The 17,910-nt window shown below is 60.5% G+C and carries 15 protein-coding genes; 1 reads left to right on the forward strand and 14 read right to left on the reverse strand.

The window, feature by feature from the left end:
- Positions 1-13 precede the first annotated feature (13 nt).
- From H097_RS03875 to H097_RS03920, 10 genes are all read right to left on the reverse strand, one after another.
- A complete protein-coding gene (locus H097_RS03875) occupies positions 14-628 on the reverse strand; it encodes a hypothetical protein (RefSeq protein WP_032857483.1) in 615 nt (204 codons plus the stop codon).
- Positions 618-965, reverse strand: a complete 348-nt coding sequence (locus tag H097_RS28105) for a hypothetical protein (RefSeq protein ID WP_156356773.1) — start codon at positions 963-965, stop codon at positions 618-620. The genes H097_RS03875 and H097_RS28105 overlap by 11 nt, the downstream gene beginning before the upstream one ends.
- Before the next feature lie 741 nt (positions 966-1,706).
- A complete protein-coding gene (locus H097_RS28590) occupies positions 1,707-2,525 on the reverse strand; it encodes a hypothetical protein (protein WP_223232715.1) in 819 nt (272 codons plus the stop codon).
- Between the two features lie 323 nt (positions 2,526-2,848).
- Positions 2,849-5,254: a TonB-dependent receptor gene (locus H097_RS03890; protein WP_032857486.1), complete on the reverse strand. Its 2,406-nt coding sequence runs from the start codon at positions 5,252-5,254 to the stop codon at positions 2,849-2,851.
- 96 nt (positions 5,255-5,350) lie between these two features.
- On the reverse strand, positions 5,351-6,319 hold the full coding sequence (locus tag H097_RS03895) for a FecR domain-containing protein (RefSeq protein ID WP_032857559.1): 969 nt from the start codon (positions 6,317-6,319) through the stop codon (positions 5,351-5,353).
- A gap of 32 nt (positions 6,320-6,351) precedes the next feature.
- Positions 6,352-6,852, reverse strand: a complete 501-nt coding sequence (locus H097_RS03900; protein WP_032857487.1) for a sigma-70 family RNA polymerase sigma factor — start codon at positions 6,850-6,852, stop codon at positions 6,352-6,354.
- An 82-nt stretch (positions 6,853-6,934) separates the two neighbouring features.
- Positions 6,935-8,290 carry an MATE family efflux transporter gene (locus tag H097_RS03905; RefSeq protein ID WP_032857489.1) on the reverse strand — a complete coding sequence of 452 codons (1,356 nt, stop codon included), beginning with the start codon at positions 8,288-8,290 and terminating at the stop codon, positions 6,935-6,937.
- Positions 8,291-8,388: 98 nt separating this feature from the next.
- Positions 8,389-9,684: an FAD-binding oxidoreductase gene (locus H097_RS03910; protein WP_032857491.1), complete on the reverse strand. Its 1,296-nt coding sequence runs from the start codon at positions 9,682-9,684 to the stop codon at positions 8,389-8,391.
- A complete protein-coding gene (locus H097_RS03915; RefSeq protein ID WP_032857492.1) occupies positions 9,681-10,769 on the reverse strand; it encodes a polyamine ABC transporter substrate-binding protein in 1,089 nt (362 codons plus the stop codon). Before H097_RS03915 ends, H097_RS03910 begins: the two co-directional genes overlap by 4 nt.
- A gap of 123 nt (positions 10,770-10,892) precedes the next feature.
- On the reverse strand, positions 10,893-12,251 hold the full coding sequence (locus H097_RS03920) for a glutamine synthetase family protein (protein WP_032857562.1): 1,359 nt from the start codon (positions 12,249-12,251) through the stop codon (positions 10,893-10,895).
- A 138-nt stretch (positions 12,252-12,389) separates the two neighbouring features.
- Here H097_RS03920 and H097_RS03925 point away from each other — a divergent pair, with 138 nt between their 5' ends.
- Entirely contained in the window at positions 12,390-13,286 is an 897-nt protein-coding gene (locus H097_RS03925; RefSeq protein WP_032857493.1) for a helix-turn-helix domain-containing protein, read from the forward strand.
- Positions 13,287-13,397: 111 nt separating this feature from the next.
- Here the strand turns inward: H097_RS03925 and H097_RS03930 are convergent, their stop codons facing one another.
- From H097_RS03930 to H097_RS03940, 4 genes are all read right to left on the reverse strand, one after another.
- Positions 13,398-14,777 carry a hybrid sensor histidine kinase/response regulator gene (locus tag H097_RS03930; RefSeq protein WP_032857494.1) on the reverse strand — a complete coding sequence of 460 codons (1,380 nt, stop codon included), beginning with the start codon at positions 14,775-14,777 and terminating at the stop codon, positions 13,398-13,400.
- The gene (ercA, locus tag H097_RS03935) at positions 14,761-15,924 is read right to left on the reverse strand and encodes an alcohol dehydrogenase-like regulatory protein ErcA (protein ID WP_032857495.1); all 1,164 of its coding nucleotides are present in this window, start codon (positions 15,922-15,924) and stop codon (positions 14,761-14,763) included. The genes H097_RS03930 and ercA overlap by 17 nt, the downstream gene beginning before the upstream one ends.
- A gap of 103 nt (positions 15,925-16,027) precedes the next feature.
- Positions 16,028-16,099, reverse strand: coding sequence for a pyrroloquinoline quinone precursor peptide PqqA (gene pqqA / locus H097_RS27495; protein ID WP_003243383.1), 72 nt, complete (start codon positions 16,097-16,099; stop codon positions 16,028-16,030).
- Positions 16,100-16,365: 266 nt separating this feature from the next.
- Entirely contained in the window at positions 16,366-17,886 is a 1,521-nt protein-coding gene (locus tag H097_RS03940; RefSeq protein WP_032857496.1) for an aldehyde dehydrogenase family protein, read from the reverse strand.
- Positions 17,887-17,910 lie beyond the last annotated feature (24 nt).

Raw genomic sequence — 17,910 nt, forward strand, 5'->3', positions numbered from 1 at the left:
TAACCCCGGGGCACTACAGGTTCTTGTTGTTTTCAAGCCAGCCATCAAGGTCTTTGTTGCTCAACCACCCCTTCTGGTAATGACTGCCATAAATGCGTCGCCAGCCAGAATGGATTCGTTCCAGTGAGCTCAAGAGCCTGGGGCGGTCCACCAGGTTTTTGGACATGTACACCAGTTGTTCGCTGTACATCTTTTTCGGCAACCCCGTGGCAGGGTCCCGAATAACCACGCCCTCCTTGTCCATTTCGTCCGGGTCCCTGCTGATTGAGACAAGCCTCTCGATCTGCACATAGCCGACGCTCTCAAAAAAGCTTATACGGTCCCGGGACCTGTCACGCAGCTCATCAAATGCCGCCCTGAACGCCTGCACCAGCTCGACATTGGTCTTGGCGTGAAAGGGGTCCGAGCTGAAGGCATTCGGGTCGCTGTTGCCAAATACGCCCTCTACGGCCCTCGACAGACTTTGCCGCGTTATAAAACCCTTCTCATCGAGGATTGCGTCGATCAACCGTGGGCGCAGGACAAGGGCTCTGGCCAGCAGGATGGCGTTATTGAGCGCTGGTGTATCAGTCATTTTTTCACTGGCGATTCGCTGCAGCGACGACAGTTTCAATCCTTCATTTTTCATGAAAGTTTTCCAGCGCGGAAAAATGATCACCCAGCGCCTTCACTAGCTGGCTATCCGGCAGTTGGGTATAGGGATTCACATGGGTTGCACGCGCCGGTGGCGTGTTTTTCAGCTCCTGATGATGCTGCGTGATCTCGTCAGGCCTGGCCCATCGCAAGGGGCGCCGGAAACCTGAGGATCGAATCGTGCTGGGCAAAGGTTGATTGTCAACCTGCCACCCACGCGGCGTGTTCTCGCTTGAAGCAGCATGAGCTTTCTGTTGTGCGTCATCCGGTATCGCATCATGGCGGCTCGTGATATCGGGCCGCAGCAGAGGTACCCCACCGTCAATTGCCATGTTTCATTTCCACCTTTACTAGATCCATACTCAGACCGGCCACCACCGTCACTGCAAGAGTGGCTTCCAACAAGCGCAAAGTATGTGGCCTACCGCCCGCAATGGTTCCGGGGTAGCCGATCATTTTCGATGACTGCATGTAAACAACGAGCAGGGCCTGGGCGCAGATTCAGTCAGGTTCTCGGGACGACAACGTTCCCGACCTGGCCCCCCCCAGCAAGGCTTTTATAGCGCTGATCAGCCCCGTTGTGACACCTGCGCCAGCCTCCATTGTGGCGCCTGGAGCAACGGGGGGTCGGTAGGGCAGCATGCCCTTGGCAAAGTCGTCCGCTGCCGGGGCCTTGAATGTGTATTGACCAGAAAAATTCTTGAATTGCTGAACTTCGGCACCTTCCTTGCCAGGCGTATCCTGACTCTGGACGCCGATAGATTGGCCCTGCGTGCTGTTTTCGCAAGGAGGCACAAGAAGGGATTGCGGCAGGCCGGGAGTTTGAGTTCCAAACGACGTTGAAGTCATGTCAACACCCTCGCTTTGAGTAAAACCGGCAGCGTCATAAAGGCCGCCAGATACACGTTATGTGGCAACCCACTGAAAACAGTTCCTGATCATTGAAGTAGCAGGCGATGAGCGGATGCGGGCAGTATCAGACTGCCCTGTCATCGAGAAATTGGGAATCCGGGGCGAACCGGGAAACACCGCGAAAGACTTGCGGTACTTCCCGGTTCTGTACTGCCAGCGGTCTAACGGGACAACTTCTTCAACGCTTTCTTGTTGATCCTGCCGTCATAGTCGGGGCCAGCAGTATTGTCCATTTGTTGCAGCAGGTTGGACCGGTTGGAGACCTCCCTTGCCAGTTGGGTGAGTTGATCCCTGTAAGTGTCACCCGTCAGCGGGCGCTGGGCCTTGGCATCGAGATCGGCGAACTTGATATCTTTGCTCCAGAAGCTTCCTTTCAACTGATTGAAGTTCTTAAGCATGTCCTTGGCGAGTTGTTCGTCGTCCTTGAACTTCAACGGGTTGTCGGAGCGTATGACGTCATAGATGTTTTGCCGGGTAAGCTGAGCATCCAACCCACCCGTACGACCGTCGCGATCAAGCGCTTTGAGAAGGTCCGGACGTTTCATGATTTCCCTCGCCAGCCGGGTGTCCTGGTCCTTGTGCGGATGGCCTGTCAGAGGGCTTTCAGCCTTGGTTTTCAAACCTTGTGGCGTAATGTACGACGGGTTTTTCGGATCGTTGAATACCTTGAAGTTGTCCAGCAGTTGCTGGGCCAACTGATCATGGCTGCGTTTTGAATAGATCGGATCCGGCTGCTGAGGAAAAGGCCTTGGCGGCGGGCTCCCATGGTGCGGAGGCCTGCCCCCCCGAGCTGCATCGCTCTGCACACCAGCAAGCACAGGCCCCAACTTAGTCTCTGGCCCGCCGAAACTAGGCCCCTTGGAGGCTGGTCCGGTGGCCGGCGCGGCAGCGCCCGTGGTGTTGGCCTTTGCTTCGGCCCCATGACGCGTGGCGTCATTAGGTAGGTTGACGATAGGCTGATTGAACGCAGGTACCGACATAATGTTCTCCAGTGCGGCTTGTTGACACGATGTACCTCACCGTCCAAAGCACCCCGGCGATAAGCTGATCGCGGGATGCCCGTGCACAGTGGGCTAATTGTGTCTGTGGCAGGCCTACGGAGTTCGGTTCCTGAAAGCGATGAAAATCGCTTAAAAAAGGTAGGACGAGTACCAGAACAACCCTTCAACATCGACAGAAGGATCGTAAGAGGCAAGAGCAACACCAGGAGGAAAAGCACATTGACGCGTGTCAGCATCAATGCACCCATCAAAAGACAAAGCGCCGCCGCCCCGATCACCCTCAGGACAGGCGACGATCCCCGTCAGAAACCCACGCTCGCCTGTACAAAGAACGTCCGCGGCTCGCCCAGGTAAATCCCGGAGTTGTTATCACTGGAACGGGTGTAGTGCTGCTGGTCGAACAGGTTTTTCACCCCCACGCCCAGCTTCAGGTTCGATAACTGGGCGCCAAAGTCATAGCCACTGCGTACGTTGACGGAAACATACCCCGGGATATCACCGTACTGGCCATCTGCGGTCGGCTGCGTGATATAGGTACTGGTGGTACCGGGTGCCCGTTGGCCGGACTGAGCATACGCGTCCAGGTTATGGGTCCAGTGGTTGACGGCATAACGCAGCCCCAGTGTCGCCACTTGCCGGGAATACAACGGCAGGTCACGGCCCTTGAACGCCACGTCGCCTTCGGCGGTCGCCTTGGTGTAAGTGAAACCGGCGTTGGCGGTCAAACCGTCCAGGCGCGGGTCGAGGTTGGACAGATCGTAGTGGGCCGAGGTCTCGATACCCGTGTGCTTGGTGGCGCCCAGGTTGGTCCAACCTACGTCATTGCTGACGTACTGCAGCTCGTCGGAGAAGTCGATATAGAACAACGTCACTTCGCCACCCCAGACATCATCGTTGTAGCGGGTGCCGATCTCGTAGGTCTTGGCCTTTTCCGGCTCCAGGCCATTGGCCGTCTGGTCGCCGTTACCGCCCTGGCCCAACTGGAAATATTGCAGGCTGCCGAAGGACGTTTCGTAGTTGGCAAACAGTTTCCAGGCATCGGAGACGTGGTACATCACGCTCAGGGCTGGCAACGGTTCGTTGTTCTTGACCTCACGACGTTTCTCCTGGGTGCGGGTGCCGTTCAAGCCCACCACCGGCCGGTCATGCCATTCGGTGCGGATGCTTTCAAAGCGGATGCCGGGTGTGATCGTCCACTTGCCGACGTCGATCTTGTCGTCAATGTAGAACGCATTGGCCTCGGTGCCACCGGTACGGTCCTGATAGACATGGCCGTCATTCTGGCCGACCGGTGTGGGTACGTTGTTGACCAGCCGCAGGTTGCTGGCCTGTTCGTGCATCCCCTCTTTCAGGTAGCGGTAGCCGACACTGACTTCCTGGCTGGTCGGCCCCAGGTCGAACACATGGGACACCCGTGGCTCGATGCCAAACGTGTAGTAGGTGCGCGGAAAGGAACCGAGGGTCACTTGGTCACGGCTGGCGATGTTGCTGCCGCGAAAGCTGTCGGAATAGTACGTCAGCACTTCGGCCTGGGTACGGTCGTCGATCTGGCGGATGTACTTGAACGAGACATCCTTGCGCCGCCCGCTGAAGTTGTCCCAATCGCGCACCGACTGATAAGGATTGGCGTCGTACTGCTTCTGGGTCAGGCCGCCGGGCATGTCGGCGCTGGCGTCGTAGTAGTGGAAATTGAGGGTGAAATCGTCTTGATCGGTCGGCGCCCAGTGGGTCTTGAGGATCACATCGTCGATATCGTTGCCGCTGTTGCTATCGCGGTACCCGTTGCCATTGACCCCGGAATACAGCAGCGCCATGCCAATGCCATTGTCCGCAGTACCGCCGATAAAGGCGTTGTCGACATGTTTCCAACCCCCGTGGGACGAGGTTTGCAGGGTGGTGCCGACTTCACCGGAAAAGGTCTCGGGGATCGCCCGGGTCACGAAGTTGATCACCCCGCCGACGTTCTGCGGTCCATAACGCACGGAGCCGGCGCCACGTACCACGTCGATACTCTCCAGGTTGCCGGCTGAGATCGGCGCCATCGACAACTGTGGCTGACCGTAGGGCGCGAAAGCAGCGGGAATACCGTCAATCAATACCGTGGAGCGCGGTGACAAGCGCGACGTCAGGCCACGTACACCGACGTTGAGGGAAATATCGCTGCCGCCGGTACCGTTGGACTCCTGCACCTGCACACCGGGCACCCGGCGCAGCACATCACCGACGTTCATCGCGCCCTGCTCCACCATGGCCTCGCGACGGATCACGGTTCGTGCGCCGGGGTGGTTCTGCACCACTTCGGCATTGGCATCCCCCAGCCAGTCGCCCACCACCTTGATATCGGTCGCACCGAGCTCCAGGGGGGAACCGGCTTCACCGGTACCATTGGCCTGAGGATGCAGAGTCACTGAACCCGAGTCGATCTGATAGTCCAGGCCACTGCCTTGCAACAACTGGCGCAGGGCCTCTTCCGGCGACAGGTTGCCGTCGACGGCCGGGGCCTGTTTGCCGGCCACCATCTGCGGGCTGAAAAATACTTGCAGCGAAGTTTGCTGGCCCAATTGGCTCAGCGCCGCCCCAAGGGACTGAGCCTTGATATGAATGGCATCGTCAGCAAAAGCCGCTGGCATTGCGGCACTGACCGCCAAGGCCAGGGCCAGGGGGGCCCAGCGGGAGGTTTTATTGTTGTTCGCAGCGAGTTTTTTCACGTCGTACCTAGTCCGGTGATGCCAAGAGAGCGCGGCTGTTAATGCAAACCAGTTGCAGTTGGACAAGAAGACGAAGAACTCGAAAAAAACCTGAACCTAGCGCGAAATTATTTCCTGGCTACCGTCAGGCAGCGTGCGCAAGGCCACCGGCAGAATGTGCGGCAAGGCCTTGAGCAAGGCATCGGTGTCGTTGGCCTTGAACACGCTGGTCAGGCGCAAATCACTGGCTGACGCACTGACCCGCAGCGGTTTTTCGCGGTAACGCGAGACTTCCCGCACCACTTCACCGAGGCTGGCGTTGTTGAATATCAGTTTGCCGGTACGCCAGGCCGTCAGCTCTTGCGGGTTGACCGCATAGGCCGCCGCCACCGCGCCCTGGCTATCGACGGTTGTACCCAGGCCAGCCGTCAGTGTGACCGCTGGCTGCGCCGCATGCCCTTGCACCTTGACCGTCCCCGCCTCGACCACCACCCGGGTTCGGTCATCGTCACGGCGCACATCAAAACGCGTCCCGGTGACCGTCACCTGCCCTACCCCGGCCTGCACCACAAACGGCCGACTGGTGTCGTGTTCGACGCTGAACATCGCTTCGCCCTGCTTGAGCTCGATACCGCGCCGCCCCTTTTCGTAATGCACCACCACCACACTGCGGCTGTTCAGATCCATCAGCGAACCATCAGGCAGCGCCACCTGGCGACGCTCCCCCAATACGGTGCTGAATTGAGCGTCATACGCCGCCGGATGATCCAGGCCACTGAACAGCCCAAGGCCAACGGCCACCGCCAATACACTGGCCGCCATGGCATAACGCACGACCGAGCGCCGCTTGCGTACGGCCGGCTCATCACACAGCGCCTGCAAACGGCCCTTGGGCAGCAGATCGGTGGCGTTCCACAGCCCTTGCAGTACCTCGAATTCATACTGGTGCTCAGGATGTTCCCTGCACCAGTCATCGAAAAGACGCTGGTCTTCGACACTCACCGGGCGGCCCTGCAAACGCACGAACCACTGCGCCGCCTCGTCACGCACCGTTACGCTGCCACAGGCACACTCACGGGTATCCATCATGGAAGATCCTGTTTCAAAGCGGGCATTGGTCATGGTGCCAGCGCGTCCAGGCGGTCACGCAGATGCCGCAGGGTGCGGATCATATACTTTTCCACCATGTTTTTAGAAAGCCCCAGGCGCTCGGCGATTTCCTGCTGGGTCAAGCCCTCGATCTTTTGCCAGATGAAGATCTTGCGGCAATTGAGCGGCAATTCGGCCAGGGCCCGCTCGATGGAGTCTGCGAGCTGGAACGCGTGCATGAAATGCTCCGGGTCGCCATTAGGCGACATACTCTGATCAAAGGCTTGCAGCTCCATTGCCCCACGACGATCTTCGCGACGATAGGCATCCACCGCAATATTGCGCGCCGTCTGGTGCAAATAGGCACGCGGCTGCTCGACCAGCGCCGACTTGGACTCCAACACCCGCACGAACGTATCGTGGGCCAGGTCCTCGGCCTGCTGGCGATTACGCAGGCGCCGCGTCCACGTCCCGACCAACTCTTCGTAGTACGCGAAAAAGCCTGGTCTGCGGGGCGGCTGGGGAGTCATCGGGATGCACTGGGTAGGCGGGGCGTGAATAGTAATGCTTCCTATTAAGCGGAGCAATTGCTTCCCGTCGCCAATCCAGTCTCTAGACCAACCGCTTGATCTGCTTATGCCGCCACACCAACCGGTAATACGCGGCCTGCAACCCGAGCATCACCAGGTAGGTCACCGGAAACGCCATCCACACCCCTTCCAGGCCAAAGCGTGCATTGAGCAGATACGCCACCGGCAACTCCACGCCCAGCACGCAGAAGATCGAGATCGCCACCGGCATCAGCACCACGCCACTGGCGCGCATGATGCCGCCAATCACCGCCTGGAAGCCAAACACCAGAATGCTCCAGAGCATGATGTGCAGCAGGTGTTCGGCCTGGACCCGTGCCTGTACATCAGTGATGAACAGACCCAGTAGCCAGTGGGACAAGGCGTAGCCGAGCAGGATCAGGCCACCCGTCAGGCACAGGTTGATGGCAAGCCCGGTGCGCAGGATCGGGCCGATGCGCTCCAGGCGTCCGGCGCCAATGGCTTGGGCACCGAGGATCGAGGCGGTGATGGCAATCGACAGTGCCGGGAACTGTACGTAGTTGACGATCTGCGTCACCGCGCCATACGCCGCCGTCGCCTGAGAGCCGTGGCCATTGACCAACGCCAGGATGACCAGCTCCGACAGGGACAGCACCACCATCTGCAACCCCGTGGGCAGGCCGATGCGCAGGACCTTGCCGAGGACCGCCCGGTCCAGGCGCAAGGCTGCCAGCAACGCGCGATCCGGTGCCATCACATGCTTTTTATGGCGCAGGCGCAGCATCAGAAACAGCATCGCCACGGCGTTGGCCACCAACCCTGCATAGGCCGCACTCTGGATGCCCATGGGCGGCAACCCCAGCCACCCGCGGATCAGCGCCGGGGTCAACAACAGGCCGACCACCGTCGAGACCATCAACGCCAATAACGGCGAAATCGTATCGCTCACACCCCGCAGCAGTTGGGTATAGAGGATGAACACCAGCAGCAGCGGCATGATCAGCATCATCACCTGGGCATAGCCGACGGCTTCGTCCAGCACATCCAGCGGCGTGCCCAACGCCTGCATGGCCCCACGCGCGAACAGGCTGCCGAGCACGGCCGCAATCACCCCGATCAATGCGCCCAGGGTCAGCGTTGCACCGGTGATGACCTTGACCAGCGCGGTCTCCCGCGCCCCCCAAGCCTGGCCAATCAGCACCGAAGCGCCCGCCCCCAGGCCAATCACCAACGCGATGAAAAAGAACACAATGGGAAACATCCCCGACACCGCCGCCAGCGCCTGGGTGCCGAGCATCTGCCCGACATAGATGCCATTGAGAGTGCCGGAAAAACTCTGGAGGAAGTTGGACAGCACCATCGGCGCAAGAAAAAACAGGTAGACCTGCCACAGCGGGCGTTGCACAGGGTTTTGCATGAAAAACGGGGCCTTTGGAGTACACAGCGACCGAGGGGTTATAGCGTATTGGATCCGATCTTGCTGTGTTTTAAATCACGCCCCCCCGCGAACACCCTCTAACCCAGCATTTCCCGAAGCCTGTACCACAACATGCCCAGTGCCAATAATGGCGAGCGCAATGCCTTGCCACCCGGGAAGGTCATATGCGGCACCCGGCTGAAGGTATCCAGGCCCGGGCTGACGCCTGCGTGAATAGCTTCGGCCAGCAAACGCGCACACCAGTGGGTGACGTTCAACCCGTGTCCCGAATAGCCTTGGGCGTAGAACACGTTGGGGTACTGCTGTAACCGGCCGACCTGGGGGAAACGATTGGCAGTAATACCAATCTTGCCGCCCCATTGGAACTCGATGGCGGTGTCGGCCAACTGCGGGAAGACCTTGAGCATCTTCGGCCGCATATAAGCGGCGATGTCCACCGGGTCACGTCCCGAGTAATGACAGGCGCCACCGAACAGCAGCCGCCGGTCTGCCGAAAGCCGGTAGTAATCCAGGCCGACTTTCTGATCGCACAATGCCAGGTTTTGCGGGATCAACTGGTTGGCCATTTCATCGGATAACGGCTCGGTGGCGATGATGTAGCTGCCAGCAGGCAGCACTTTGCCACTCAAGCGCGGCTCCAGTTCTTCCAGATGCGCATTGCACGCCAAGACCAGGCTAGCGGCCCGTACGGTGCCGCTGGCAGAGCGCACCTGCACGGTCTCGCCATGGATCAATTCCAGCACTGGAGTGTGCTCGAAGATCCGCACGCCAAGGGCCTCGGCCACGCGGGCTTCGCCCAGGACCAGGTTCAGCGGATGCAAGTGGCCCGAGCCCATGTCCACCAAGCCCCCGGCATACACCTGCGAACCGACCACCTGCGCCATATCCTGCGCCGCTATCAGTCGGGTTTCAGGCACATAACCCAAGGCGGCCAGGCTATCCTGCTCACCCTTGAACGCGGCAAATTGCGCCGGCGTATTGGCCAATTCACAAAAACCCCAGCGCAGGTCACAGTCGATGGCGTGTTCGCGAATGCGCTCCCCCACCAACGCCACCGACTCGATCCCGGCCCGTTGCAGGTAACGCACGCCCTCCTCGCCCACATGCCGGGCAAACCCCGAGACATCATGGCCGATCCCCCGGATCAACTGCCCACCATTGCGCCCGCTGGCGCCCCAGCCAATGCGCCGGGCTTCCAGCAGGATCACCGAAAGGCCGCGCTGGGCCAGTTCGATGGCCGTGTTGACGCCGGTAAACCCGCCGCCGATCACACACACATCGGCACTCAGGTCCGCGGACAATGTTGGGCGTTGCACCATGGCATTGGCCGACGCCAGGTAGTAGGAACGGGCGTGGTCTTGGGACTGATTCATCGGTTGGACTTCACTTTGCTCCAGGCCCGGGTCATCACACGCATGATGGCCGGGCTGGGGGTGGTGGAAATATACAGTTTGTCGAGCACATCCTGGGGTGGGTACACCTCAGGATTGTTCACCAGTTCTGGCTCCATGAAGGCCTTTGCCGCCAGGTTGGGATTGGCGTAGCCGACGTAGGTGCTGACCTTGGCAATCACCTCGGGGTCCAGCAGGTAGTTGATAAACGCGTGGGCTTGCTTGGGGTTGGTGGCGTCCGCAGGGATCGCCAGTAAGTCGAACCACAGGTTGCTGCCCTCCTTGGGAATCGAATAGGCGATGTTCACGCCGTTCTTGGCTTCCTTGGCACGGTTGGCCGCCTGGAACACGTCGCCGGAATAACCGAAGGCCACGCAGATATCGCCGTTGGCCAGGTCCGAGATGTATTTGGAGGAGTGGAAATAGGTGATGTACGGACGCAGGGTCAGCAACTTGGCTTCGGCCTTTTCGTAATCGCCGACCTTCTCGCTGCGCGGGTCCATGCCCATATAGTTGAGGATCGCCGGGAACGCCTCGTCCGCCGAGTCCAGGAATGCCACGCCACATTGCTGCAGCTTCTTCAGGTTCTCGGGCTCGAACATCACCGCCCACGAATCAATGTGGTCCACCCCCAGCACTTGCTTGACCTTATCGACGTTGTAGCCGATGCCATTGGTGCCCCACAGGTACGGCACCGAATGCGCATTGCCCGGGTCGTTCTGCTCCAGCAATTTCAGCAGTTTGGGGTCCAGGTTCTGGTAATTGGGCAGCTGCGCGCGGTCCAGCTTCAAGAAGGCACCGGCCTTGACCTGGCGCGCCAGGAAGTGATTGGACGGTACCACCACGTCATACCCGGTACGCCCCGCCAGTAATTTACCCTCCAGGGTTTCGTTGGAGTCGAACACGTCGTAGACCACCTTGATCCCGGTCTTGGCCTGGAAGTCAGCCAAGGTGGTCTCGCCAATGTAGTCGGTCCAGTTATAGACGCTGACACTCGGTGCAGCCTGGCTGGCACTGCTGAATACCGCAGCCAGGGCCAGTGGGAGAAGCTGTTTGACGAGACGCATATCGACACCCCTTTGCATGATTAATTATTGTTAGATCAACCCAAACCTGTAGGAGCCGGCTTGCCGGCGATAGCGGATTACCTGACGCACCGCGATCGCCGGCAAGCCGGCTCCTACAAAGCGTCAGACGCTCAGCAACAGGAACTCACGCTCCCAGGAGCTGATTACACGCTTGAAGTTCTCGTGCTCGGCGCGTTTCACCGCGACATAGCCACGCACAAACTTGTCCCCCAGGTACTGCTTGACCGTGTCGCAGGCCTCCATTCTTGCCAGCGCATCTTCGATGGTGATCGGCAGGCGCAGGTTGCGGCGTTCATAGGCGCGGCCTTCCACCGGAGCACTCGGCTCGATCTTCTCGATCATCCCCAGGTAGCCGCACAACAGGCTGGCGGCGATGGCCAGGTACGGGTTGGCATCGGCTCCTGGCAGGCGGTTTTCCACGCGCATGGCATCGGGGCTGGAGGTCGGCACCCGCAGGCCGACGGTGCGGTTTTCTTCGCCCCACTCCACGTTGACCGGGGCCGAGGTGTCCGGCAAAAAGCGGCGGAACGAGTTGACGTTGGGCGCGAACATCGGCAACAGCATCGGAATGTATTTCTGCAAACCGCCAATGTGATGCAGGAACAGTTGGCTCATCTGCCCCTCGGCATCGACAAACACCGGCTTGCCCGTGGCAATGTCCACCACGCTCTGGTGCAAGTGCATGGCGCTGCCCGGCTCGTCGGCCACAGGCTTGGCCATGAAGGTCGCGGCCACATTGTGCTTGAGCGCGGCTTCGCGCAGGGTGCGCTTGAATACGGTGATCTGGTCGGCCAGGTCCAGAGCGTCGCCGTGACGGAAGTTGATTTCCATCTGCGCCGGGCCGTCTTCGTGGATCAGCGTGTCGAGGTCCAGGCCCTGGGCTTCGCACCAGTCGTAGACATCTTCGAACAGCGGGTCGAACTCGTTGGCCGCGTCAATGGAGAACGACTGGCGCCCGGTCTCGGCGCGACCGGAACGGCCCACTGGGGTTTTCAGCGGCAGGTCCGGGTCTTCGCAGCGCTGGGTCAGGTAGAACTCCATTTCCGGCGCAACAATCGGCTGCCAGCCCTGCTCGGTGTAGAGCTGCAGGACTTTTTTCAGCACATTGCGCGGCGACAGTTCGATGGGGTTGCCCTGCTTGTCGAAGGTGTCGTGGATCACGATGGCGGTGGGTTCGATGGCCCACGGCACTACGTAGGTGGCGTTGGCCACCGGGCGGCAGATCATGTCGATATCGGCCGGGTCCAGCAGGTCGTAATAGATGTCGTCGTCGACAAAATCCCCGGTTACCGTTTGCAGCAACACGCTTTCCGGCAGGCGCATGCCGCGCTCATGCAGGAACTTGTTGGTGGGCGCAATCTTGCCGCGGGCGATGCCCGTCAGGTCGCTGATCACGCATTCGACTTCGGTAATCTTGTGTTCTTTCAGCCAGGCAGACAGCTGATCGAAAGGGGCATTCATAAAGACCTCGGCATGGGTTGGGTGCTGCGCCGGCTTGTACTCCCGGTGCATTGAGGTCTATCTTGGGCCAGCCTTCAAACGGCATCTATCCACTTTGCACGAACCACAACGCACCAATAGAGTGCGCACGGATCACCCATGACACAGGCAACAGCTTTGCGCGTACAGGCCTTCACCACCGGTGATGTGGCCGCTCAATGCAGTGCGACACCCGGCTGGGTGCAGCAGTACCAGCAGATGTCCCCAGGGCATTTTGCCGGGCAGGTCCGCTACCTCGACCTGCAAGGCGTGGAAGTGTACGAAGAGCGGATGAACACGCGGATAGAGCAGAATTTCAACGCGCCAAAAGGCTCCCTGGCGTTCTGTTTCGACGGCAGTGATAACGCGCTCTACCTGCTCAATGGCGAAAGCCGCAACACCTGGATCACCCCGGAAAACTACCGTGAAGTGGCGGTGGTGTTCGGCCCGCAGTTCGTGCAACGCCATGGCCTGGACGTGGAAAAACTCGAAGGTTTGTTCATGGCGCCATTGACCTGCCAACAAAACGCCCTGTTCAGCCGCTGGCTCAGTGGCACCCTGACGCGCTTGTCCAGCGTGATCGACCCGATCAGCCGCGACACCCTCACCCGGCAACTGCTGGACGACTGCCTGTTCATCCTCGACAACGCCTGCGTGTGTCTGGACCAGGGTTCGCTGCGCCGGCGCAACGCAGAGCGCAGCCTGATGGCGCGTATCGGCGAGTGGGCAGCGGATGTGCCAGACGAGACCGTCAACCTGCTGCAACTGGCGCAGATTGCCGGTGTGCCGCTGCGCCAGCTGCAGCAAGGCTTCAAGACCTACACCGGGATGAGCCCGGCGCAGTGGTTGCGCCTGCGCCGGTTGAACGGTGCGCGGCGCGAACTGTTGAGCACAGCCCAGACCACCGTGGCCGAGGTCGCGATGAACTGGTCGTTCTGGCATTTGGGACGGTTCTCCAACAGCTACCGTGCGTTATTCAAGGAACTGCCCAGCGAAACCCGCAAACGCCACTGCTGAAATGCAATCTACTGTGAGCAGTGTTCCGACAAAAATCCCACAGGCACCTCGGGTTGATTTTTAGTGCTGCGTTATCGTTAACGATATTCGCGGGCAAGCCAGCGCCTACATTTAGAAAGTGGCGCCCAGCAGTTGGCTCAAGACCGCCCGCAGCTTGCCCGGCTTGACCGGTTTGTTGAGCAACGGCGCTTCCAGGCGCTGCAACGAGCGTCGGCACTGGTCGGTGCGGTCGGCAGTGATGATCACGGCGGGGATCTTCAACGCAAAATGCGCGCGCAACTGCCTGACCACATCGCAGCCAACCACGCCATGGTCAAGATGGTAGTCCGCCAGGATCAGCTCCGGTGCCCGGCCCTGCAACGCCTTCAAAGCACCCGCCTGATCCGTCGCAGTCACCACCTCGCAGCCCCACTGCCCCAGCAACGCGCGCATGCTTTCCAAGATGCTGACTTCGTTATCCAGCACCAACAGGCGGCGCCCCGGCAGCGGGTTGCCGGTGCCGGCCTGGGGCGCTGCCTGGCTGATAGGCAGCGGCATTTCATCCGACAGCGGCACCTCGAGGCTGAACATCGATCCGCGCCCCGGCCACGAACGCACCAGCACCTGGCAACCGAGGATCTTCGCGATGCGCTCGACAATCGCCAGCCCCAGCCCGACGCCCTTGCGGTCTGCCGCACGGCCCACATCCAGTTGGTTGAACTCCAGGAAGATCGACTCCAGGCTATCGGCGGCAATCCCACGACCGGTGTCCCACACTTCCAGGCGCAAGCGATCACCCCGTCGGCGCGCGCCCAACAGGATGCACCCAGCGTCGGTATAACGGCAGGCATTGCTGAGAAAGTTACGCAGGATACGCGTGAGCAAGCGCAGGTCGGTGCGCAGTGCATAACGTCCCATATGCACGCGCAAATTCAGGCCCGCCGCTGCGGCCACCGACTGAAACTCCGAGACCAGCGGCGCCAGCAGTTCGTCGAGGCGATACACGGCGAAATCTGGTTTTACCGCAGCCTGATCGAGACGGGAAATATCCAGCAAGTCCGCCAGCAGATCCTCGGCACCTTCCAGGGCCTGATGCGTGCGCTCCACCAGGACCTTTTCCACACTCGGCAAGTCCCGCTCGCGCAAGGTCGAAATCAACAGCCGCGCCGCATTGAGCGGTTGCAGCAGGTCGTGGCTGGCGGCGGCCAGGTATTTGTCCTTGCTGCGGTTGGCGGCCTGCGCCGCGTCGCGGGCGTCGCGCAGGTCCTGCTCGATGCGCTCGCGCCGGGCGATCTGCTGTTGCAGGTTGCGGTTGGTGTCGAGCAATTCATCGGTGCGCGCGGCGACCCGTTGCTCCAGTTCGTCGTTGAGACGGATATAGCGTTTGCGCTCGGCCTCCAGCTCATCCAGACGCGCCGTCAGCTCCGGATAATGGCTCTTGCGCGCCGAGTGGTCGCCCAGCCCGAGCAGCCCGGCCAGCGCCCGTTGCTGATCATCAGAGAGCTTCGCCATAGACGACCTCGACGTCACGCTGGCTCGACTCGCGGGGGTTGGTCAGGATGCACGGATCATGCATGGCGTGTTGCGACAGGAACGGGATATCCGCCAGCCGCACCCCGTGCAGACCGAGGGTTTCATGGAAACCAATCGCGTGCTTGAGCGCAATCAGATGTTCCACCAGCCGCCCGCAGATCTGCCGGTGATTGAGACCCCGGCAGTCGATGCCGAAGGTCTCGGCAATCACCTTGAAGCGCTCCGGCGCCGAATTGTAGTTGAACGCCACCACGTGCTCGACCAGCACCGCATTGCACAAGCCATGGGGCAGGTCGAGAAAACCGCCGAGGCTGTGGGACATGGCATGTACCGCGCCGAGAATCGCATTGGAAAACGCCAGGCCGGCCTGCATGCTGCCTAGCATGATTTTCTCGCGCAAGGCGATATCGCCGGGGTTGGCGATCATCTGCACCAGGTTGCCGTTGATCAGGCGCATGGCTTCCAGCGCATGGGGGTCGGTCAGCGGCCCGTGACCGGTGGACACAAAGGCCTCGATGGCATGCACCAACGCGTCGATGCCGGTACAGGCCGACAGGAACGGGTCCATGCTGGCCGTGGTTTCCGGGTCGATCAGCGATACATCCGGCACCACCGCCTTGCTGACGATGGAGAACTTCATGCGTTCCTGCTGGTTGGAAATGATCACGAACTGCGAGACGTCGGCCGAGGTGCCGGCGGTGGTCGGGATCAGGATCAGCGGCGGGCTGGGCACGCGAATGGTGTCCACCCCTTCGAACTCAAGAATGCTGCGCCCGTGGGCAACCACAATGCCGATGGCCTTGCCGCAATCCATCGGGCTGCCACCACCGACCGCGACGATCACGTCGCAATGATTCTCGCGGTAGACCTCGGCGCCCTGCATCACTTCTTCGACACGCGGGTTGGGCGATACAGCGGTGTACAGGCAGTATTCGATACCCAGGGCCTGCAGGCTGGCCTCGACATCCGCGACCCAACCAGCGGCGACCACGCCAGGGTCGCTGACCACCAGGACCTTGCGTGCACCAAAGGTCTTGGCGTAATTGCCGACATTGTGCCGGGAGCCGGCACCGAAGATGATTTCCGGGGAGACGAATTTACGCAGTTGGCTGAGACTTTGGCTCATTGGTAAGCCTGTTTTTATTGTTTTTGGAAGATACGGGCCACACTAACGCATCCGCTGGCGAATGCAATCAGACCAATGGGTGGCCCGCATCCCCGCTGAATTTTCAGCGGTTGGCGAAATACATAGTCACTTCAAAGCCAATACGCAGGTCGGTGTAGGCGGGTTTGGTCCACATGGGGCGATCCTCTTGTTATGCCGGGAGAGTCCGGTGAAGGCATTAATGCATGGCTGGGCTGACAGGCGAATGCTACTTTCGAACGAGCCGGCAACCTGCAATGGTCGCGGGTGTACCCCCATAAAAATGTGGGAGTCCCCACTACCTCTATGTGGGAGCTGTCGAGCACCGGCGAGGCTGCGATGGCGGTGTGACAGCCAGCAACCCAGTCACTGCTTCACCGCTATCGCGAGCAAGCCCGCTCCCACTTTTTTGACCGCGTTAGATCAGAAGAACCCCAGCGGGTTGATGTCGTAGCTCACCAGCAGGTTCTTGGTCTGCTGGTAATGATCCAACATCATCTTGTGGTTCTCACGCCCCACGCCCGACTTCTTGTAACCACCAAACGCCGCATGCGCCGGGTACAGGTGATAACAGTTGGTCCACACCCGCCCGGCCTTGATCGCCCGGCCCATGCGGTAGGCGCGGTTGATGTCGCGGGTCCACAGCCCGGCACCCAGGCCGAATTCGCTGTCGTTGGCAATCGCCAGGGCTTGCGCTTCGTCCTTGAAGGTGGTCACGCCCACCACCGGACCGAAGATTTCTTCCTGGAACACGCGCATTTTGTTGTGGCCCTTGAGCAGGGTCGGCTGGATGTAATAGCCGCTGGACAGGTCGCCCTCCAGGTGTTCGGCAGCGCCACCGGCCAGCAGTTCGGCACCCTCCTCCTGGGCGATGGTCAGGTACGAGAGGATCTTGTCGTACTGTTGCTCGGACGCCTGGGCGCCAACCATGGTCTCGGTGTCCAGCGGGTTGCCACGCTTGATCTTGACGATCTTCTTCATCACCTCGGCCATGAACGGTTCGTAGATCGATTCCTGCACCAGCGCCCGCGACGGGCAGGTGCACACCTCACCTTGGTTGAAGAACGCCAGCACCAGGCCCTCGGCGGCTTTCTCGATAAAGGCCGGTTCCGCCTGCATGATGTCTTCAAAGAAGATATTCGGTGACTTGCCGCCCAGCTCGACGGTGGACGGAATAATATTCTCGGCCGCCGCGTGCATGATGTGCGCGCCCACCGGGGTGGAGCCGGTAAAGGCAATCTTGGCGATGCGCTTGCTGGTGGCCAGGGCCTCGCCGGCTTCACGGCCAAAGCCCTGGACAATGTTCAGCACGCCGGCCGGCAGCAGGTCGGCAATCAGCTCGGCAAACACCATGATCGACAACGGCGTCTGCTCGGCGGGCTTGAGCACGATGCAGTTGCCGGCGGCCAGGGCCGGCGCGAGTTTCCAGGCGGCCATCAGCAGCGGGAAGTTCCACGGGATGATCTGCCCAACCACGCCCAGGGGCTCGTGGAAGTGATAGGCCGTGGTCAGCTCGTTGATCTCGGCGGCGCCGCCTTCCTGGGCGCGGATGCAGCCGGCGAAGTAACGGAAATGGTCGGCGGCCAGCGGTACGTCGGCATTCAGGGTTTCGCGCACGGCCTTGCCGTTGTCCCAGGTTTCGGTGACGGCCAGCACTTCCAAGTGCTGCTCGATACGGTCGGCAATTTTCAGCAGCACCAGGGAGCGGTCCTGGGCCGAGGTCTTGCCCCAGGCGTCGGCGGCAGCGTGGGCAGCGTCCAGGGCTTTGTCGATATCGGCGGCGCTGGAGCGCGGAAACTCAGCGATCACTTCCCCGGTGACCGGCGAGGTGTTGGTGAAGTACTCACCGTTGACCGGGGCCACAAACTCGCCACCGATGAAGTTACCGTAGCGCGGCTTGAAAGTGACGATGGCGCCGGGGGTGCCAGGTTGTGCGTAGATCATGATGAGGCCTCTTTCGGTGTGATG

It is taken from the genome of Pseudomonas sp. FH4 (assembly GCF_000510915.2).
GTDB classification, from domain to species: Bacteria; Pseudomonadota; Gammaproteobacteria; order Pseudomonadales; family Pseudomonadaceae; genus Aquipseudomonas; species Aquipseudomonas brenneri.